Annotated in this window: 17 protein-coding genes; 10 read left to right on the plus strand and 7 right to left on the minus strand. The window is 71.3% G+C overall.

Going from position 1 to position 19,819, the window contains the following annotated elements:
- Positions 1-5: 5 nt before the first annotated feature.
- Positions 6-287 (minus strand): CopG family transcriptional regulator, encoded by a 282-nt coding sequence (locus I6A60_RS09200; protein ID WP_203014427.1) that lies wholly within the window; start codon positions 285-287, stop codon positions 6-8.
- A gap of 459 nt (positions 288-746) precedes the next feature.
- Between I6A60_RS09200 and I6A60_RS09205 the strand changes: the two genes are divergently transcribed.
- From I6A60_RS09205 to I6A60_RS09215, 3 genes are read left to right on the plus strand one after another with little or no spacing between them, the layout of a single operon-like run.
- Positions 747-2,258, plus strand: a complete 1,512-nt coding sequence (locus tag I6A60_RS09205) for a carboxyl transferase domain-containing protein (protein WP_307873601.1) — start codon at positions 747-749, stop codon at positions 2,256-2,258.
- Entirely contained in the window at positions 2,255-3,283 is a 1,029-nt protein-coding gene (locus tag I6A60_RS09210; protein WP_203014423.1) for an LLM class F420-dependent oxidoreductase, read from the plus strand. Before I6A60_RS09205 ends, I6A60_RS09210 begins: the two co-directional genes overlap by 4 nt.
- A complete protein-coding gene (locus tag I6A60_RS09215; protein ID WP_203014421.1) occupies positions 3,280-4,095 on the plus strand; it encodes an enoyl-CoA hydratase/isomerase family protein in 816 nt (271 codons plus the stop codon). Before I6A60_RS09210 ends, I6A60_RS09215 begins: the two co-directional genes overlap by 4 nt.
- On the opposite strand, the gene I6A60_RS09220 is transcribed toward I6A60_RS09215, so the two are convergent.
- The 6 genes from I6A60_RS09220 to I6A60_RS09245 all read right to left on the minus strand — a co-directional run bounded on the left by I6A60_RS09220 (position 4,083) and on the right by I6A60_RS09245 (position 8,866).
- Complete coding sequence (locus tag I6A60_RS09220) at positions 4,083-4,604, minus strand: MarR family winged helix-turn-helix transcriptional regulator (RefSeq protein ID WP_203014419.1); 522 nt, start codon at positions 4,602-4,604, stop codon at positions 4,083-4,085. The two genes, I6A60_RS09215 and I6A60_RS09220, sit on opposite strands and share 13 nt — an antisense overlap.
- A gap of 140 nt (positions 4,605-4,744) precedes the next feature.
- A complete protein-coding gene (locus tag I6A60_RS09225; RefSeq protein ID WP_203014417.1) occupies positions 4,745-5,902 on the minus strand; it encodes a lipid-transfer protein in 1,158 nt (385 codons plus the stop codon).
- Complete coding sequence (locus I6A60_RS09230; RefSeq protein ID WP_203014414.1) at positions 5,902-6,315, minus strand: Zn-ribbon domain-containing OB-fold protein; 414 nt, start codon at positions 6,313-6,315, stop codon at positions 5,902-5,904. Before I6A60_RS09230 ends, I6A60_RS09225 begins: the two co-directional genes overlap by 1 nt.
- A gap of 63 nt (positions 6,316-6,378) precedes the next feature.
- A complete protein-coding gene (locus I6A60_RS09235) occupies positions 6,379-6,891 on the minus strand; it encodes a nuclear transport factor 2 family protein (RefSeq protein WP_203014412.1) in 513 nt (170 codons plus the stop codon).
- Positions 6,882-7,805, minus strand: a complete 924-nt coding sequence (locus I6A60_RS09240) for a TIGR03619 family F420-dependent LLM class oxidoreductase (RefSeq protein WP_203014410.1) — start codon at positions 7,803-7,805, stop codon at positions 6,882-6,884. Before I6A60_RS09240 ends, I6A60_RS09235 begins: the two co-directional genes overlap by 10 nt.
- A gap of 74 nt (positions 7,806-7,879) precedes the next feature.
- Complete coding sequence (locus tag I6A60_RS09245; RefSeq protein WP_203014408.1) at positions 7,880-8,866, minus strand: alpha/beta hydrolase; 987 nt, start codon at positions 8,864-8,866, stop codon at positions 7,880-7,882.
- 240 nt (positions 8,867-9,106) lie between these two features.
- Between I6A60_RS09245 and I6A60_RS43420 the strand changes: the two genes are divergently transcribed.
- The 7 genes from I6A60_RS43420 (at position 9,107) to I6A60_RS09280 (ending at position 19,817) form a co-directional block, all read left to right on the plus strand.
- Positions 9,107-11,575: a CaiB/BaiF CoA-transferase family protein gene (locus I6A60_RS43420; RefSeq protein ID WP_203014406.1), complete on the plus strand. Its 2,469-nt coding sequence runs from the start codon at positions 9,107-9,109 to the stop codon at positions 11,573-11,575.
- An 83-nt stretch (positions 11,576-11,658) separates the two neighbouring features.
- A complete protein-coding gene (locus tag I6A60_RS09255) occupies positions 11,659-12,732 on the plus strand; it encodes an amidohydrolase family protein (RefSeq protein ID WP_203014404.1) in 1,074 nt (357 codons plus the stop codon).
- 57 nt (positions 12,733-12,789) lie between these two features.
- A complete protein-coding gene (locus I6A60_RS09260) occupies positions 12,790-13,107 on the plus strand; it encodes a hypothetical protein (RefSeq protein WP_203014402.1) in 318 nt (105 codons plus the stop codon).
- 779 nt (positions 13,108-13,886) lie between these two features.
- Positions 13,887-15,935 carry an ABC transporter permease gene (locus tag I6A60_RS09265; protein ID WP_203014400.1) on the plus strand — a complete coding sequence of 683 codons (2,049 nt, stop codon included), beginning with the start codon at positions 13,887-13,889 and terminating at the stop codon, positions 15,933-15,935.
- Positions 15,932-17,578: an ATP-binding cassette domain-containing protein gene (locus I6A60_RS09270; protein WP_203014398.1), complete on the plus strand. Its 1,647-nt coding sequence runs from the start codon at positions 15,932-15,934 to the stop codon at positions 17,576-17,578. The genes I6A60_RS09265 and I6A60_RS09270 overlap by 4 nt, the downstream gene beginning before the upstream one ends.
- A gap of 322 nt (positions 17,579-17,900) precedes the next feature.
- Positions 17,901-18,764, plus strand: a complete 864-nt coding sequence (locus I6A60_RS09275; protein ID WP_203014389.1) for a mycofactocin-coupled SDR family oxidoreductase — start codon at positions 17,901-17,903, stop codon at positions 18,762-18,764.
- Positions 18,765-18,983: 219 nt separating this feature from the next.
- A complete protein-coding gene (locus I6A60_RS09280) occupies positions 18,984-19,817 on the plus strand; it encodes an SDR family NAD(P)-dependent oxidoreductase (protein ID WP_203014388.1) in 834 nt (277 codons plus the stop codon).
- Positions 19,818-19,819 lie beyond the last annotated feature (2 nt).

Here is a 19,819-nt window from a genome sequence, read left to right on the forward strand (position 1 = left end):
CCTGCTCACGGCGCCGACCTGGGCCTGTCGCCCGTACCTTCGGCGCGGCGGCGTGCGTGCTCCGCGCGGAGTTCGTCCATCTCGAGGCGGGCGGCGGCGCGTTCCTCATCAGTGATGGGGCCGTACTCGCCCTCCAACCAGTCCACGAGTTCGCCCAGCCGGTCACGCGCGAGCTGGCGGCGCAGGACTTCGGTGATGTACGCGGAGAGGTTCTCCTCGCCAGCCTGGGCGCGGACCTCCTCCAGCAGGTCATCGGGAACGCTGATCATGATCGTCTGGGCTCCCATGCTGGTGACCCTAACGGTGGCGCCTGACGACGATGGGTGGCGCTCTCGGTGGCGGGCCGGGCTCGGGACTGTCGGGGCCAGGGTCATGGTCATCTCCCGTGCTCGGTGGCTCGTCCGACCCAATATGTCGACTTAGACGCTGTCTGACCAGGCAGTGTCTAGGTAGACAGTAGGCGGTCGGGCGGAAAAGGTCAATTCGGACAGGCTGATGGGCGGTCGGCGATCCGTCGACCACACCGGCGGTCGGGGTCGCCGACAGTGGGCGGAGCCGAACTCCTTGCCGCGTCACGCCGCTTGTCGTTCCGGCCGAGTCGCTGGAACGAAATTCTAGAGACGACAGTGTGCTTGCGAACCCAAGCGGTGCGGCATGGACAGGACCAAGCCTTGCGGGAGAGAAACAAGGTTCCATATTGTGTTCCGGTGGCGGACCGGGCCCCGGATGGGGATGGCTTAGCTGGCGTGGACGACCTGGCGGGGTGGGGGCCGGCGCTCGCCGAGATCGGCCGGCGTAAGGAAGTAGCCGCTGGCATGGGCGGTGAGGCCCGGCTGGCGCGGCAGGCGGCGCGTGGGCGGCTGAACGCGCGCGAACGCCTCGCCGCCCTGTTCGACAAGGACACGTTCTACGAGATCGGCGCCCTCGTCGGCGGCACCGACACCCCGCCGGTCCCCGCCGACGCGTTCGTCGCCGGCGCGGGGACGATCGACGGAAGGCCCGCCCTCGCCGGAGCCGAGGACGTCACGGTGCTCGGTGGCTCGATCGGGACCGGCGCCTCGGACAAGCGGTACCGCCTCTGCCAGCTGGCCCGCCAGGAGCAGGTGCCGCTGGTGATGATGCTCGAGGGCGCCGGCCACCGGGTCACCGAGCAGGCGACCGGCCGCCGGCCCGGCGACCTCGGCGGCCTGGTCGAGCTGTCCGGGCTGGTCCCGATGGTCTGCCTGGTGCTCGGTGCGTCCGCCGGCCATGGCGCGCTGACCGCGCCGCTGTGCGACTTCGTCGCGATGACCGAGACCGCGTCGATCTTCTCCGCCGGTCCGTCGCTGGTCCGCTCGGCCACCGGCGAGGAGATCACCAAGGAGGCGCTCGGCGGCCCGGCGGTCGCCGCCGCGACCTCCGGGGTCGTGCACAACGTCGTCGCCGACGATGTCGAGGCGATCGCGCTCGCTCGCCGGTACCTCTCCTACTTCCCGGCGAACGCGGGTGAGCCGGCGCCGCGTCGCCTCGACGGCACCGACACCGGGCCCCGACGCGTCGACGAGCTGCTCACGCTGATCCCGCCCGACCCACGCCGGCCGTACCCGATCCGCCCGGTGCTCGACGCCATCGTCGACGACGGCGAGCTGCTCGAGATCCAGCCGGACTTCGGCCAGTCGCTCGTCGCCGTCCTCGCCCGGTTGGGCGGGCGGCCCGTCGCGATCGTCGCCAACGACCCGAGTGTGCTCGCCGGCGCGATCAACAGCGACGCCGCAGACAAGGCCGCCCATTTCCTGCAGGTCGTCGGCGCGTTCGGGCTGCCGTGCGTGTTCCTGGCCGACAACCCGGGCGTGCTCGCCGGCAGCGCCGCCGAGCGGGCGGGAATCCTGCGCCACGCGGCCCGGATGTACGCCGTGCAGCACCGGCTGGCCGTTCCCAAGGTGCACGTGACGCTGCGCAAGGCGTTCGGGTTCGGCTCGTCGGTGATGGCGATGAACCCGTTCGACGGGCAGACGCTGACGCTCGCCTTCCCGTCGATCACCCTGGGCGCGCTGCCCGCTGGCTCGACCGCGAGCAAGATCGAGGACGGTGCGGAACGGGCTCGGGTGGCGGCCCAGCAGGCGAAGGCGTCCGTCACCGGCGGCGCCCGGCTCGCCTACGACGACGTGATCGACCCGCGCGACCTGCGAAACGCCCTGCTCGCCGGCCTGATGCTCGGCGCGGGCCGGGCGGACCGCGCGGCAAGCCGTGCACCGCAGCCTGGAGGGATTCTGCCGTGACCAAGCTGGGACTACGCCTGCGCCTTTACCGGGCGGCGAAGCTGACCGTGCCCGTCGACCAGGTCAGGCACGCCGAAAGCCTGGGCTACGACTCGGTCTGGACCGCCGAGGCGTACGGCAGCGACGCACTCACTCCGCTCGCCTACCTCGCGGCGCACACCGAGCGGATCAGGCTCGGCACCGCCGTCGTCCAGCTCGCCGCCCGGCCGCCCGCCACGCTGGCCATGCAGGCCATGACGATCGACGCGATGGCCGGCGGGAACCGGCTGATCCTCGGGATCGGCCTGTCCGGACCGCAGATCGTCGAGGGTTGGTACGGCCAGCCCTGGGGCCGGCCGAACGCCCGGCTGCGCGACTACCTCCAGATCGTGCGCAAGGTGCTCGCCCGTGAGGAGCCGGTCTCGCACGACGGCTCCGAGATCCGCCTGCCCTACGCCGGCCTCGGCGCGCTCGGCCAGGGCAAGCCGCTGAAGTCGATCATGCATCCGGTCGCTCCCGTCCCGCTGTGGCTGGGCGCGGGCGGCCCGCGCAACGTCGCCCTGACCGCCGAGCTGTGCGACGGGTGGCTTCCGATGGGCCTCGGCCCGGAAGGCGTGCCGTCCGCGATCCGGGACCGGGTGGCGGCCGGTGGGTTCGACGTCTTCACGGGGGTGTCGGTCTCGGTTACCGACGACGTGCGGGGCGCGCTCGACGCGATGCGCCCGCTCACCGCGATGTACGTGGGTGGGATGGGCAGCGAGACGCACAACTACCACCACGACGCGATGGCCCGGCGCGGCTTCCCGACGCAGGCCGGGCGGATCGTCGAGCTGTGGCGGGCCGGCCACAAGGCGGAGGCGATCGCCGCCGTTCCGGACGACTACCTGGAGCAGACGGCGCTGCTCGGCTCCGCGGCCCGCATCCGCGCCCGCTGGAACGCCGGCTACGTCCCGCCCGGCGTCACCGGCGTGATCGTTGACGCGCCCCAGCCGGAGGCCCTGGAACTGATGGCCGACCTCGCCGGCACCCGGGCGATGGCCCCGTGAGCGCGTACCAGTTCCTTGCGGTGGACGTTCCCGCCGAGGGGGTCCGGCGGATCACGCTGAACCGGCCGGAGAAGCGCAACGCGATCTCGACCCCGCTGCGCACCGAGCTGCTCGACGCGCTGCGGTCCCACGACAACGACCCGGACGTCCGGGTGAGCGTGATCCGCGGCGCCGGGGCCTGCTTCTCCGCCGGCTACGACCTGGGGTCACCGCTGATGGCCGACCCACCGTTCTACTCGGCGCCCGGCGACGGCCAGTGGGCCCGGCAGGCCGGCGACACCTGGTTCAGCCTCTGGGACCTGGCCAAGCCGGTGATCGCGCAGATCCACGGCTACGCCATCGCCGGAGCGACCGAGCTGGCGTCCGCCTGCGATCTCGTCTACATAGCCGAGGACGCGCTGGTCAGCTACCCCGTCGTCCGGGTGGCCAGCCCGCCGGACTGGCAGTACCACACGGTTCTGCTCGGCCTGCGGCACGCGATGGAGCTGATGCTGACCGGCGACGCCATCGACGGCGTCGAAGCCGCCCGGATCGGCTTCGCCAACCGGGCCTACCCGGCGGACCGGCTGGAGGCCGAGGTGCTGGCGGTCGCGGTTCGCATCGCCGGGGTGCCCAGCGAGCTGACCCAGATCAACAAGCGTTCGGTCCATCGCGCCTTCGACATCTGGGGCGCCCGCGCCGCCATCCGCGCCGGGACCGAGCTGCAGGCTCTCGCCGCGCACACCGAGGCGGCCGCCCGGTTCCGCGCGAACGCACTGGCCGCCGTCAAGGCCGCCTCGGCGAAGCCGGCCACCGGCGGTCAGGAGGTCTGAGGCTGGGCGGATACCGGGCGGGGCCAGAGGCGGCCCTGCCTGCGCTCGATGGTGACGTTGTACTGGACGAGCAGATGAGCGAGGGTCGCGACGTCGGCGGGGTCCCAGTCCGCCAGCACCCGACCGACACCGTTCACCGCCCAGTCGCGGTCGGCGTGCAGCCTGGCCAGGCCGGCTTCGGTGATCCGCAGCTTGCGGGCCAGGCCGCCGTCCGGGTCGGGGATCCGCCCCACCAGGCCGGCTCGCAGCATCGCGGCGGTCTGCCGGTTGATCGTCGAGGCGTCCAGTCCGAACGCCTCGGACAGCTGGCCGATGGACATCGGCCCCTCAGCCTCGATCCGCGACAACAGCAGGTAGGCGCTGCGTTCGAGCCGCTGGTTGGCCGCGGACCGGTTGGTGACCATGACGGTGTACCGGCTGATCAGTGTCAGCTCGCGCTCGATGGCGGCGATGTCGGCGCTGGCGCCCTCAGTGACGCCGGGGTTTCCGCCGGCGGGCTCGCGCTCCATGCGACACTCCCTCCTGAACACACCGTGAACGCGATTTAGCGTACCCGACATGTGTGCTATGCACACAGTATGCACAGTGCATATCGGATTGGGGTGTGAGCAGGCCCGAAGGTGTGAGCAGCGCGAGAGCGGCTCTCAGGTCAGGTGCCGTCGCCGAGGATGACGGCGCTGCGGCCGGCCGCGACGAGGGTTCTGTGGACGTCCTTCTTCACCTGGTTGACCGCCGTGCCGCGAAGCTGGCGGACCGCCTCCAGGATGTTGTTCACCCCGTGGATGTAGGCCTCTCCCAGCAGCCCGCCATGCGTGTTCACCGGGATCGTGCCGTCGAGGTCGATGTGCCCGTCGGCGATGAAGTCCCTGGCCTCGCCCGGCGCGCAGAAGCCGTAGGCCTCCAGCATGTAGAACACGACCGGGCTGAAGTTCTCGTACAGCATCGCGACGTCGAGGTCGCCCGGGGTCAGGCCGGTCGACTCGTAGAGCAGCCGGCCGCTCGCCTCCGCCTCGGGAAAGGCTGCGATGTTCGGGTGGTAGTAGTTGAACAACACGTCGCCGTCCCGGACGTTGCCCTGCGCGGCCGCCTCGACGGTGACCAGCGGCTGGCGGAGGCCACGCGCGCGTTCCTCGGTGGTGACGACGAGTGCCACCCCGCCGTCGCTTTCCTGGCAGCAGTCGAGCAGCCGCAGGATTGGCTCAACGATCCAGCGTGAACGCTGATGGTCCTCGATCGTGATCGGCCTGCCGTAGAACCAGGCGTTCGGATTCGTCGCCGCGTTGCGCCGGGCGACGACCGAGTACAGCCCGAAGTCGGCGTTCGTCAGCCCGTAGACGTGCATGTACCGCTGGAACCACAACGAGTACATCTTCGTCGGCGCGTCCAGGCCATAGGGCAGGTAGAAGTTGAACCCAGCCGACCGGGCCTGCTGCGCCGGCTGGCCGAACCGGTGCCCGGAGCGCTCGTTGAACGCCCGGTAGACCACCACCGCGTTCGCCATGCCGGACTGGACGGCCGCCGCGGCGTGCTGGACGGTCGCGGACGCGCCGCCGCCGCCGAACGGCGTCCGGGACGCCCACCGGATCTCGTCGAACCCCACGGTCCTGGCCAGCGCCAGCTCGTCGTTGGTGTCCTGGGTGAAGGTGACCGTGCCGTCGATGTCCTTGGGGGACAGGCCAGCGTCGGCGATGGCCGCGCGGACCGCCTCGGCGGCCAGCCGCAGCTCACTGCGGCCGGAGTCCTTGGAGAACTCGGTCTGCCCGATCCCGGCGATGGCCGCCCGCCGCGGCCACGAGCCAGTCGCCATCACGCGCCCACCCGCGGGCCCCGGCTCGCGGGCCGGAACTGGGGCAGCGTGCAGCCGTCGACCTTGGTGAAAAGGACCTCGACCGGCAGCCCGCCCGTCACCTCGGCCGCGTCGATCTCCTGGAGGTTCGACACGAACCGGATGCCCTCCTCAAGGTCGACGAGAACGACGAGCCGCTCCGGGTCGTCGGGCTGGGACGGGTGCTTCGAGACGATCCAGCTGTGGATCGTGCCGCGGCCGGACAGCTCGCGTTCCACCCAGTCGACCGAGCCGCAGACCGGACACATCGGTACCGGCGGATGCGCCAGGCGGCCGCAGCTCGCGCAGGCGTGCGCGACCAGCCTCCCGGCCTGGACGGCGTCCCAGAAGCACGCGTCGTCGCGGTCGGGGACCGGACGGATGACGCGGGGCATCAGACCTCCCAGGTTGTATGAGGGCCAAGTTGTAGGAGGGCCAGGTTCACGAGGGCAGCAGGCTCAGGGACGGTGCAGCAGGCTGGCGGCGACCGGCGCGACCTCCTGCCACAGGACGTTGACCGTCCGGCGGGCGAACCGCCACAGACCGTCGGCGCCGCGGGCGTAGGCGTCCCCGTAGCGGATCACCATCCGCAGGTCGGTCGGCACGCCGGCCTCGTCCGCGTGCAGGTGATGGGCCTCGCAGTAGGCCTCGCCCACGGCTCGGTCGCCGTCGACCTGGCAGCGGTGGTTGCCCAAGAAGTGGAACGTCTCCGGGAACTTCGCGCCGAGCGCACGCGGGATCGCGGCCAGCGCCGCGGCGCCCGCCACGGGTCGCATCGGTTCGGCCAGGTGGGCGTAGCTGACCTGGAGCACGCCGTCCTCGGTGAACAGGGAGACGAACAGCTCCTCGTCGCGCGCGTCGACCGCGGCGGCGTAGCTCTCGGCCAGGTCGCGCAACGCGAGCCGGTCGGCCGGGTCGCCGACGGACCGCCCGGTGGCCAGGATGCCCGGCGGGCGGGCGGTCAGCTCCACAGCTTCTCCCAGCGCTGGCCGAGGTCCGCGACCCACGCGACCGCCTCGCCGCCGTCCGAGAGGAAGGCCGAGATCGCCACGGAGACCTCGGTTGCCCCGGTCTCGGCGAGCGCGGGCGCTCCGGCCAGGGTGCGGTCGAGGTCGAGGGCTCCGTCCTCACCCCGGACCAGCGGCAGGGTGTGGCGCACGCGCGGGGTGGCGTCGCCACGGCCGGCGGCGGCCCAGGCCGAGCGGATCGTCGCGGCGCCGGTGGCGACGCCCTCGGGCGTCTCGCCCATGATCGGGATCCAGCCGTCGCCGAGCTCGGTGATCCGGCGCAGGTTGCGCTTCGTCAGCGGGCCGCTGAACAGGATGCCCGGGCCGTTCGGCTGGGCCGGCTTGGGGTCGCACCAGATCTTCTCGAAGCGCACGGTCGGCAGGTCGACGGTGGCCGCGCCGGGTGCCCACAGCGCGCGGCAGGCGGTGATCGTGTCGTCCAGGAGCTGAGCGCGGCTGTCGAAGTCGAGGTCGAGGGTCTCGTACTCCTCGGGCTGCCAGCCGGTGCCGACCCCGAGCTCGAGCCGGCCGCGGGAGAGCGCGTCGAGGGTCGCGGCCTGTTTGGCCAGCAGGGTGGGGCGGCGCAGTCCTGCGATGAGGATGCCGGTGGACAGCCGGACCCGAGAGGTCGCTCCGGCGATGGCCGACAGCAGCGTGAGCGGTTCGAGCCAGGGTGAGCCGTTCGGGAAGCGGAAGCGGCCCCAGGGGTAGCGGTCCTGCCGTTCACCCATGATCACGTGGTCGCTCTGGACGAGGGTGTCGATGCCGGCGTCGTCCGCGGCGCGGGCCAGATCGAGGATCCTGTGCTGCTCAGCGGCCTTGTACAGCGACTCGCCGACGGGTAAGCCGAGCGCGAGCCGAGGCCGTGACGTCGCCATCCCTCAGGCCTCCCCAGACTGCTTCAACATCACCATCTGTATATTGTCTACCTTAGGCGGCCCGCCGGGGGCGGCTACCGGTCCGCTACCGGCAGCCGGGTGACCGGCGCGCGCAGCTGGGCAGCCCAGCCGACGACCCGGTCCCACAGGGCGGCGCGGCTCGGGGCCACGTTGGCGTTGTGGTAGGCGCCGGGCTGGACGTACAGCGTCACGTCGGGGCAGGACGTCAGATGGCTCGGGGCCTCGTGCGGTGGACCGGCGATGTCGTGCTCGGCCAGGCCGATCATCGTCGGCACGTCGATCGCCGCGAGCGCGTCGGCGTGGCCGCCGGGGATCATCGCAGCCAGCCCGCACGGTGTGATCAGGTCCGCGGCGCAGCCGCGCAGCGTCGCCGCGGCCTCCGCGGGCAGGTCCGGGCCGACGAGCAGCTCCAGCACCCCGGTCCCGCTGGGCACCAGCGGCCGGCCGAACCGGGCTCGCGCGAGCTCGACGATGGACGCGCGCATCTTCGCCGGGTCGCCGGCGACCGCCTGCTCCTGCGGGCCCAGCACCTGGGGCATCCCGGAACCGGCATGGCCGAGCAGGACCAGCCCGTCATACGGCCGGTGGCGGGCCTGCTGGAGCGCGACCAGCATCCCGCCCATCGAATGGCCGACCCCCAGCACGATCGGGTCTCGCGGCGCGAGCTGCTCCAGCACCCAGCGGGCCGCGGCCGCGTCCACGTCGGCCACCACGTCCGGGACCAGGGCCCACGGATCGGCGGGGCGGTCGCTGCCGCCGGTCGCGAGATGGTCGACGAGCAGCACGGTGATCCCGGCAGCGGCCAGGTGCGCGGCCATGCTGTACGGCGTGCGGTGCGCTGCGGCCGGGCCGAGGCCGTCGAGGTCGAAGTAGCCCGACGACATCGCGCCGCCGGCGAAACAGCACGCGATCACCAGCCGGTCCAGGGAGTGCGAAGGGTCACGCACGAGCGTGACCGCGACCTCGTCGGCCCCCCGCGGCGCACTGTCCCCGGCCGGCACCCGGAAGCTCTTGCGTTCGAGCGACAACGACTCTCCCAACCTCAGACGATCTCGGACATCCTGACCTCGCCCGCGAGATCGGGCCAGGCGTCACGTCTGGTCGACGCCGCCAGGGTCCGAGCTGCTTCGGCCCGTTGTTAGTGTCCGTACCACATAGTGAATGCTATCGTGCTGGTCATCACGTCGTAATCGGCGTGAATCGTGCCGGGTGGCGGGCCGCCGAGCGGGGTCCGAGCCGGGCCGACGAACCCGGCGGCATCAGAACTTCGGGAGGGACTCGTGGCCGACTCGACGCGTTCGGGGCCGTTCGTGGGCCTCAGCGTTCTCGACCTGTCCTGGGGGGCAGCCGGACCGATGACGGCGATGCTGCTCGCCGACTCGGGTGCCGACGTGCTGCGGGTCGAGTCGCCGCACGGCGACCCGGTCCGCGACGACGTCGCCTACCGGGTGTGGAACCGCGGCAAGCGCAGCGCCGTCCTCGACCTGCGCGACCCGGAGCAGCACGCGGCCTTCCTGGCGCTCGCCGACCGCGCCGACGTGCTGGTCGAGTCGTTCGAGCCCGGCGTCACCGGCCGCCTGGGCATCGACCCGGCGACGCTGCGGGCGCGCAACCCGAGGCTGGTCTACTGCTCCATCACCGGCTACGGCCCGGACGGGCCGGACGCGCACCGTCCGGCGCTTGACTCGCTGGTCGCCGCCCGAACGGGGCTGCAGTGGGAGGCGCGCGGGGTCGTCGGCACGCCGCTGAACAAGATTCGCGGCGTCGCACCGCCGAACGAGGACGTCGAGATCCCCGACCTGCCGGCGAACCGGTTCGACCAGGAGGGCCCCGTCTTCCTGCGGTCGACCTGGCCGAGCCTGGGCGCGGCGTACAACGCGATCGCCGGGGTGAGCGCGGCGCTGCGGGCCCGGGAGCTGACCGGCCGCGGCGATCTCGTCGAGACGTCGCTGGTGCAGGGCGCGATGGCGGCGAACGCCCCGAACTGGCAGTGGATCGAGAACCTGAACGCGCCGGGCGTCTGGATGTGGGTCACCGACCGGCGTTCACCCGAGGGGCTGTTCGAATGCTCTGACGGCCGCTGGGTGCACTTCTGGACGATCAGGCCGACCTTGGTGCTCGACGCGGCCGAGGGCGACGAGCTCGTGCTCGACGGCCCGAGGGACGACATGAGGTCCGGCGTCCGGATCGGCATGGACGCGGACGAGGTGCCGATCCTCTACATGTACTACGGCCTGCTCCAGACGGCCTTCAAGAAGTTCCCGGCCGAGCAGTGGGTCGCGTTCGGAGCGGCCCGCAACATCGGCATCGCGCTCGTTCGCTCGCCCGAGGAGGCGTTCGCCGACGCGGCGCTGCTGCGGCAGGGCTGTGTCGTCGAGGTGGACGACCCGGAGCTCGGCCCGATCCGGCACGCCGGCGTCCTGCTGGAGTTCTCCGCGACGCCGGGCGCGGTCCAGGGCCCGGCGGCCACCCGCGGCCAGCACACGGCCGACGTCCTCGCCGCGGCACCGGCCGCCGCTGCCGTCGAGGTCCCGGCTGCTCCTGCCAGGGAGGACGGACCGGTGCTGCGCCGCGGGCCGCTCGACGGGGTGCGGGTTCTCGACCTGGGCCTCGGCGTCGCCGGCCCGTGGGGCGGCAAGGTCCTCGCCGACCTCGGGGCCGAGGTCATCAAGGTGCACGCGCTCCACGACGGCTACTGGACCCGCACCCACATGGGCCTGGCGACCAACTGGGGCAAGCGCTCGATCGCGCTCAACCTGAAGGACCCGGCCGGCCGCGCGGTGCTGGAGAAGCTGATCGCGTCCGCCGACGTGCTCGCCCACAACATGCGCCCCGGGGCGGCCGAGCGGCTCGGTATCGGCTTCGCCGAGCTCGGCGCGCGGTACCCGAAGCTGATCTACTGCCACACCCGTGGCTTCGAGGACGGCCCGCGCTCCCGCCAGCCCGGCACCGACCAGACCGCCAACGCCCTGGCCGGCACCGAGTACGAGGACGGGGCCTGCCGGCTGGGCGGCGCGCCGATGTGGAGCCGGGTCAACATGGGCGACACAGGCAACGGCTACCTGTGGGCGACCGCCGTCATCCAGGCCCTCTACCACCGGGAGCGCACCGGCCTCGGCCAGCAGGTCTCGACGGCGATCATCAACGCGACCCTGCTCGCGACCTCCTACGCCTACAGCCGCGCAGACGGCGCCACCGTGGACCGGCCTCGGATCGACGTCCGGCAGCAGGGTCTCTCCGCGTTGCACGGCCTCTACCGGCTGGCCGGCGGTGACTGGCTGTCGATCGCGGTGCTCGCCGAGGCGTCCTGGCCGGACCTGTGCGACGCACTGGGTGCCCTGGAGCTGCTCGACGACCCACGGTTCGCCGGTCCGGCGGACCGGGCCGCCCACGACGCCGACCTGCGGGCCGCCCTCCAGCCACTGTTCGCCCGCCGGACAGCTCAGGAGATCCTCCCGGACTTCGAGAAGCGGGACCTGCCCTGCGAGCTGTCCGTCGACACGTTCGGTGCGGCGCTGTTCACCGATCCGGCGCTGCGCAGCCTCGGCGACGTCGTCACGGCGCGGGTCGACGGCGTCGGGAAGCTCGAGCAGACCGGCGTGCTGGTCCGGCTCGCCGAGAACCCGGGCGCGGTCGCCGGGCCGCCCTGCCTGGCCGGCGAGCACAGCCGGGACATCCTCGCCGAGCTCGGTTACGCGACGGGCGAGATCGACGCGCTCGTCGCGGCCAAGTCCGTCCTGGCCAGCTGACTCATCAGTCCGCCAGCCCCATCCGTCCTCCAGCGCTCTGCTCGCTTCAACCCCTGCTCGCACTGCCCTAGGGAGGTGGTCCCGTGGCCGGGACCGAACGGCTCATCTCGGTTGACTCGCACTACCAGTGCACCGTCGACGCGCTCAAGGAGCGGGCGCCGGCGAAGTTCCACGACGCCATCGACTACGCCAACCGCCTGGTCGACGTGTCGAAGCGCGCGGCGCTGCAGCGGCGCGGCACCCCGCCGCTTGGCCTCGGCTCGTACCTGCACGAGGCGGCGCTCAACCCTGGCTACTCCGACCCGCAGGCCCGGCTGAAGGCGATGGACGACGACGGCGTCGACGTCGAGATCCTCTTCTCGGACCTGTCGTCGTTCCGGATCTTCTACAAGATGCTGGACGGCTGGAAGGAGACGGCGCGGGCCTTCGCCGACTTCAGCTCGGAGTTCGCCGCCGCCGACCCGAACCGGCTGCTCGTCGCCTACCAGATCCCGCTGCAGGACATGGATCACGGCGTCGCGGAGCTGGAGCGGCTGGTCAGTGACCATGGCGCCCGCACGCTCCACCTGCCGACCAGCCCGGGCGAGTGCGGTCTGCCGGAGTACTTCGACCCGCGTTACGACCCGCTGTGGGCCCGGCTGCAGGAGATGCGGATGCCGGTCTGCGTGCACCTGGGCGTCTCGGACGCCACCTGGGACATCGCGGCCCGCGACCCAACCCCGCAGATGGGTGTCTTCACCTCGCAGCAGCCGCTGCGCCTCGCCGAGCAGCTCGGCATGCTGCTGCTGTCCGGCCTGTTCGAGCGGTTCCCCGACCTTCAGTTCGTGCTCGTCGAGCCGGGCCTGGGCTGGGTGCCGTGGTACCTGAACACCCTCGACGGCATGTCGTCGCACGGCTACGAGTTCCCGGCGCTGAAGGACAAGCCGAGCGCCTACTTCCACCGCAACATCTCGCTGACGTTCATGGACGAGCGGCGCGGCGTCGAGATGCGCCACGAGATCGGCGTCGACCGCATCATGTGGTCGACGGACTTCCCGCATCCCGCGTGTACCTGGCCGAACTCCCGCAAGGTCGTCGCGGACCTGATGGCGGGCGTGCCGGACGACGAGGCCGAGAAGATGGTCTACGGCAACGCGAGGCGGATCTTCAACATCTGACCACCGGCACAGCCGCGCGAGTTCTCGCGCTTCGCACTCACTCGAAGGAGATACCGGATGCCCGTGACGCTCAAGGCCGGCACCCGGCTGGCCAGCCAGGTCTGCGAGACACAGGTGATCGTCGTCCGACCGGGTGACGGTGCCGTCGAGCTGGGCTGCGGGGGAGCCCCGATGATCGGCCACCACGAGACGCCGGCCGCGGGCCTCGCGGCCGACTCCGCGCTGCAGGCGGGCAGCCCGCTGGGCAAGCGGTTCGTCCTCGACGGCGACACCTCGTTGGAACTGCTGGTCACCCGCGCAGGCAAGGGAAGCCTGACCGCGGGCGGCATCGCTCTGGTCGAGAAGGAAACGGCGCGTCTGCCGTCGAGCGACTGAATTCCGCGAGCCTGGCGGTCGGGCATTCCCCGGCCGCCTTTCGGCTTTTCTGGCTTGCGCCGTTCCGAAGCCGGGTGGATACGGCCGGTGGCGGTGCCCGGGAAGTTCTTGACACTGAGGGACGGCCGGATTCCCGCGGCGGGCCACGTTCGCCGCGGCTCCGCGGCGTCATCGGTCAGGCTCCGGCGACCTAGCCCGGGCCCGCTGCGCCCGCCGGAGACCGGCCGCGACGCCGACTACTTTCCGTAATCATCTGCGGGTTCGGATCAGGCCCGCGGACGCCTGCGGTGGGCTGGTGCGGCCCCGCCGCGACCACCCCTACGGCGGACGGACGGCGGGCGGTGTCCGGGCCAGACGTGCCGGGGATAAGGCGGCGGCCCGGTCGGAGTGGGCCGCGCGATGGTCACTCACCGGCGAAATTACTGCTGACAGTGATGGCGACCGTCCATGGTCGTGAATGTTGTTGCGCACCGTCACGTCGTTGTGGCCAAATTGTGGGGGTCCGGCAAGCGCCTCAACGCCTAGGCTCATAGCTGGTGAACGGGCGATCCAGACCCCTCAAGGGCCCTATGGCCCCTCCTCTGACAAAGCTTGACATTGACGTCGAAAACTGTAACGTGGCCCACACGCTGTAGCTACCGTGACGGCGGTCCGCCCCGGCCGCCCCAGCAGACCCTTGCTGAAGGAGGCAGTTGGTGATAGTCCGGGCGGTCGAAGATCCCAACCGCGCTGTCGCGCCTTAATGATGAGCCGCCGGATGCCGGTGCGGAGGAAGTAGCATGCTGCAGTACATAGTGGCCGGTTTAGCCCTCGGGTCCATCTATGCGATCGCGTCGTCGGCCCTGGTCGTCACGTTCGTCTCGGCGGGGGTTTTCAACTTCGCCTTCGGGTCGATTGCCTTCTTCGTCGCCCGTTTCTACTACTGGCTGAACTCCGAGCACCACATGGGCACCTGGACAGCCGGCGTGCTGTCCATCCTCGTCCTCGCGCCGGCGCTCGGGGCTTTCCTCTACGGCGCGCTGTTCCGGCATCTGCGGGGCAAGACGACGCTGGTCAAGCTGGTCGCGACGATCGGCCTCTCCGTCGCCCTGCCGCCGATCGCGAACCTCATCTTCGGCAGCCAGGCCATCACCGCCGCTCCCGGCCTCGCGGCGCTGACTGACAAGCCTTACCACGTCCTCGGGACCGCGGTCACCACCGACCAGGTGATCACCTACGGGTTCCTGATCTTCGTGGTGCTCGCCGGAACCGTGGTCCTGCGGTTCACCGACGTCGGCCTGCGGGTCCGCGCGATGGTCGACTCGGAGGCCATGGCCTCCCTGTCCGGCACCAACCCGGGCCGGGTCTCGCTCGGGGTGTGGACCGTCAGCACCGCGCTGGCCGGCCTCGCGGGCATCCTCGTCGCCCCGACCAACGGGCTCTCGCCGGGTGGCATGACGGCCCTGCTGTCCGCCGCCATCGCCGCGATGGTCGCCGCCCGGCTGCGTTCGCTGCCCGGAGCGGTTCTCGCGTCGCTGGTCATGGGCGTCGTCACCGACGTCATCCAGAAGTACCTGCCGACGAACAGCACGCTGTCCGCCGCGATCGTGCCGAGCATCCCGTTCGCGTTCCTGACCGTGTTCCTCCTGTTCTACGTGCTGCGCAAGGGCACGATCGACGAGGAGGCCGCCGGTGGTGGCCCGCTCGACGCGGCCATCAAGCCTGCGCACGAGGACGTCGGCGACATCATCACGGGCAACGAACGTGCCTGGGAGCGGTACTTCGGGGTGATCCCGTTCATCGTCGTGGCCGCCCTACCGTTGATCTTCAGCAATTCGCCCTACTGGCTCGGCCTGACCGCGAGCGGCCTGACCTTCGCGATCACCTTCCTGACGTTCACGGTCTCCACCGGTGAAGGCGGGATGCTCTGGCTCTCGCAGATCATCTTCGCCGGCGCGGGTGCGCTGGGAGCCGGTCAGTTCGTCGACATGTGGCACGTGCCGGTACTGCTCGCGATCTTCATGGCGGCGATCGTCGCGGCCGTCGTCGGCGCGATCATCGGCCTGCTCACGATCCGCCTGGGCGACCTCTACGTCGGTCTCACCACGCTGACGTTCGGCCTGCTGATCGAGACACTGGTGTTCACTCGCGACCGGTTCGCCCACGGCGGCCTCGGCGTCACGCTCAACAGGCCGAGCTGGGCCGTCGACGACCTGCCGTTCGCCTACCTGTCCCTCGGCGTCTTCGTCATCCTGGCGCTGCTGATCCTCAACCTGCGTCGCTCGACCAGCGGCCTCGCGCTGCGGGGCGTGCGGGACAGCACTCCTGCGGCACGGACGCTCGGCCTGAGCGTCGTGCAGGTGAAGGTCGTCATCGGCGCGATCGGCGCGTTCGTCGCGGCGATCGGTGGCGGCATGCTGGGGCTGTACAACATGTCGGCGCAGCCGGCGTCCTACGCGACGTTCGGCGGCCTCGTCTGGCTCGCCGTCGTGGTGACGATGGGGGTCCGCTCCATCACGGCCGCCGCCGTCGCCGGTGTCCTGCTGACCCTGTCCGGTGGGGCCGTCACCAACTGGCTGCCGGCCCGCTTCGGCGAGATCCCGGCGATCCTGTTCGGACTCGGCGCGATCGGTGTCGCCAGCAACCCAGAGGGCGTCGTCCTGCAACAGGGTCGGATGATCCGTCGCCAGGTCGCGAAGCTGGTCAACCGGTTCGCACCCCTCCCTCCGGTGCCGGCGGTGGCCGGGGCCGGTAGGTCCGGCATTCCCCCCACCGGTGGCCCGGGCGGCCAGCCAGTCGCCCACGCCGGCTCCAACGCAACCAGCGCGACCGCGAAGGTGGAGTCATGACGGGAGGTCTCGTGGAGACGACGGGCACCTTAAACGGTGCCGTCCGGGGCCGGCCGCGGCTGGAATGCGTCGATGTGACGGTGCGCTTCGGCGGTCTCGTCGCGGTCGACAAGGCGAACCTGGCGGTCCCGGCGGGCACCATCGTCGGTCTGGTCGGGCCGAACGGCGCCGGTAAGAGCACCCTGTTCGGTGTGCTGTCCGGGCTGATCCGCCCCGCGAACGGCAAGGTGCTGCTCGAAGGCCAGGACATCACCGGCACGAGCGCCCAGTCCAGGGCCGCGAGCGGCATCGCCCGTACCTTCCAGCACACCGAGCTGTTCGACAGCCTGAGCGTCCGCGACCACCTCGTGCTCGCCTACCGGGCCAAACACGAGAAGTCGCGGGTCTGGACGGACCTGTTCACCATCGGCAGCCTCCGCCCCGCCAGCAAGACGGAGCGCGAGACGGTCGACGAGCTCATCGAGCAGCTCGGCCTCGTCCCGGTCCGCAACCGCCCCGCGCTCGGCCTGCCGCTCGGCACCGCCCGTATGCTGGAGCTGGGCCGGGCGCTCGCGACGAGCCCGCGCGTGCTGCTGCTGGACGAGCCGTCCTCGGGGCTGGACCCGAACGAGACCTCGCAGATGGAGGAGGTCCTGCGCCGGGTCGTCGACGAGCGCGGCATCTCGGCGCTGCTGGTCGAGCACGACGTCGAGCTGGTCATGCGGCTGTCCAGTGCCGTCTACGTGCTCGAGTTCGGCAAGATGATCGCCAGTGGCCCGCCCGAGCAGGTCCGCAACGACCCAGCGGTCCGCGCGGCCTACCTCGGCGAGGAGGTCGACTCCGAGGCGACGGCGTCCGCGAACGCGGAGGCCGACGAGTTCGGCGGTCTGCCGAACCCCAAGATCTCGGCCCAGCCCCGGCACCAGGTCGACACCACCGGCGGGCCGCTGCTGACGGTCGAGAACCTGTCGCTGCACTACGGCGACGCCCTCGCCCTCAACGGGATCTCCTTCACGCTGGCGGCCGGCAAGGCGCTGGCGGTGCTCGGGGCCAACGGCGCGGGCAAGAGCAGCCTCGCCCGCGCGGTCTCCGGCCTGGTGCCGACCAGCGGCGGCAAGATCCTCATCGGCGGCGAGGACGTCAGCGGCTGGCCGGCGCACCGGGTGCGCAGGTCGGCGCTCGTCCACCTGCCTGAGGGCCGTGGTGTCTTCCGTGGCCTGACGGTGATCGACAACCTGAAGATGGCCGCGGCCGTCGTGCCCGGCCGCAAGGCCCGCAAGCAGGCCGTCGAGCTGGCGCTGGAGATCTTCCCGGTCTTCGCGAACCGGCGCAGGCAGTCCGCCGGCCTGCTCTCCGGCGGTGAGCAGCAGATGCTGTCGCTGGCGCGGGCCCTGGCCACCGCGCCGAAGCTCGTCATCGCCGACGAGATGTCGCTGGGCCTGGCCCCGAAGATGGTCGACCTCGTCTTCGACGGCCTCGACCGGGCGCGGCAGGCCGGCGTCACCGTGATCATGATCGAGCAGTACGTGCACCGCGCGCTGGCCTTCGCGGACGAGGCCCTGGTCATGCACCGGGGCGAGATCGCCTGGGCGGGCCCGACGAGCGCGGCGCACGGAGAGGTTCTGCGGCACTACCTCGGTGACGCGACCACGGCCGAGGCCTAGTTCTCGCCGTGCTTTCCGGCCCGTCGGCTTGTTCGCCGGCGGGCCGGATCTCGTCTGTCCTGATCCGGCACCCCGTTGGCGGCATCGTGCCCGCTGGTCGGGCAGCTCAGCGCTGGCTCCTGCCGTCCAGCAGAGGCATGCTGTTCCGTGGGGGAACTGTCCGCTTCGGGCAGCCGTGGCTTCGGCCAGGCAAAGAGTTTCCAGTCAGGCCAGCGTTTCAAGTAGGCAGAGTGTTTCCAAGTAGGCGCGGTGCCCCGTAGCTGGGCAGAGCGCCTTTTCCGGTCGACGGCACCGGGGCCACGACCAGTACCAGGAGGACAGGATGGGCAAGCTCGACGGCAAGGTCGCCTTCATCACCGGAGCGGGCCGGGGGCAGGGTCGCAGCCACGCCATCAAGCTCGCCAGCGAGGGTGCCGACATCATCGCGGTGGACATCTGTGAGGACATCCCGAGCGTCAACTACGAGATGGCGAGCGCGGACGACCTGGCGCAGACCGTCAAGGAGGTCGAGGCGCTCGGCCGCGGCATCGTCGCCGTCAAGGCGGACGTACGGATCAAGGAGCAGCTGAAGACCGCGCTGGACCAGGGCCTCGCCCGGTTCGGCCGGGTCGACATCGTCCTGGCGAACGCCGGCATCCTGCCGATGAAGGACAACACCCTCATCGAGGGCTTCATCGACGGCATGGACGTCGACTTCGTCGGCGCGCACAACACCGTCGCCGTCGTCGCGCCGCACCTGCAGGCCGGCGCCTCGATCATCATCACCGGCTCCACCGCGGGCCTGATGAAGAACACCACCGAGGCCATGGGCAAGACCGGTGGCGTCGCCTACTCGTTCGCGAAGCGGCTCGTCTTCCAGTACATCGAGACGCTGGCGCTGCAGCTCGCGCCGCACTCGATCCGGTTGAACGCGATCCACCCGACCAACGTCAACACCCGGCTGCTGCAGAACGACGACATCTACAGCGCCTTCCGGCCGGACCTCGTCGCCGAGGGCAAGACGCCGACCCGTGAGGACGCGGAGGTCGCGTTCCCGTTCATGCAGCCGATGCCGATCTCGTTCATCGAGCCGGGCGACGTGTCCGCGCTGGTCCTGTTCCTGGCCAGCGAGGACTCCCGATACATCACCGGCCTGAACATCCGGCTCGACGCCGGTTCGATGCTCAAGGGCGAGCGCGCCATCTGAGCCGGGCGCGCACGCGCCAGGTTCGTCATCCGGCCGGTCACCAGCGCTGCTGGTGACCGGCCGCTGGCGTTTGCCGGGTGGCGTCGCGCCGCCGGTCGCGGTGGGCTCGGGTGCGCGATCCGGGCCGGCGTGGCGTTCGACCCCCGGGATGAGACTCGGAGGATTACTGGATATATTATGCGATCTGTCCTCCTTCCCGTCTCCGCAGGGAGCATGCCCATGGGCGTCGCCATTGATCTGAAGGGGCGGCGGGTCCTCATCGTCGGCGCGTCGTCCGGCGTCGGCCGGTCGACCGCGCTCGCCATCGCCGCCCACGGCGGCCAGATCGCCGTCGTCGGCCGGCGCGCCGCCCAGCTGGACGAGGTCGTCGCGGCCGCGGGCGGCGGCGTGGCGATCCAGGCGGACCTGACGGATGCCGACGCCTGCGCCCGGGTGGTCGAGACCGCCACGACCGCTCTCGGCGGCCTCGACGCGGTGCTGCTGCCGGTCGGCGTCTCCCCGTTGCAGGTGATGACCGGCCTGACCGCCGAGACGTGGTTCCAGGCGTTCGCCACGAACGTCGTCGGGCCAGCCCTGGTCACCGCCGCCGCGGTGAAGGCACGCGTCGAGCCGGGCCTGTTCCTGTTCGTCTCCTCGGCGAACGTCGCCCAGCCACTGCACGGCCTCGGTGCGTACGGGGCCACCAAGGCCGCGCTGGAGCACACGATCCGCACCTGGCGGATGGAACATCCCGAGCACCGGTTCCTCAAGCTGACCATCGGCGCGACGATGCCGACCGAGATCCACCGTGACTTCAGCGACGACATCCTCGGCGAGCTGCTGCCCCGATGGGCCGGCACCGGCATCGTCACGGCCGACTTCATGGAGGTCGACGACGTGGGCGCCGCCGTCGCCGAGCTGGTCGCGGTCGCCCTCGACCACCCGAAGATCGCCGTCGACGACGTCGTCTTCAACCCCGCCGCCGCGCCGCTCGACGCGGCTGCGCTCAACCGGCTGGCCGAGCTGGCCGCCGCCGGCGAGCACCTCGACGCCGACGGCCAGCCGAGGGTCTGACC

Source organism: Frankia sp. AgB1.9, assembly GCF_016786355.1.
Classification (GTDB): domain Bacteria; phylum Actinomycetota; class Actinomycetes; order Frankiales; family Frankiaceae; genus Pseudofrankia.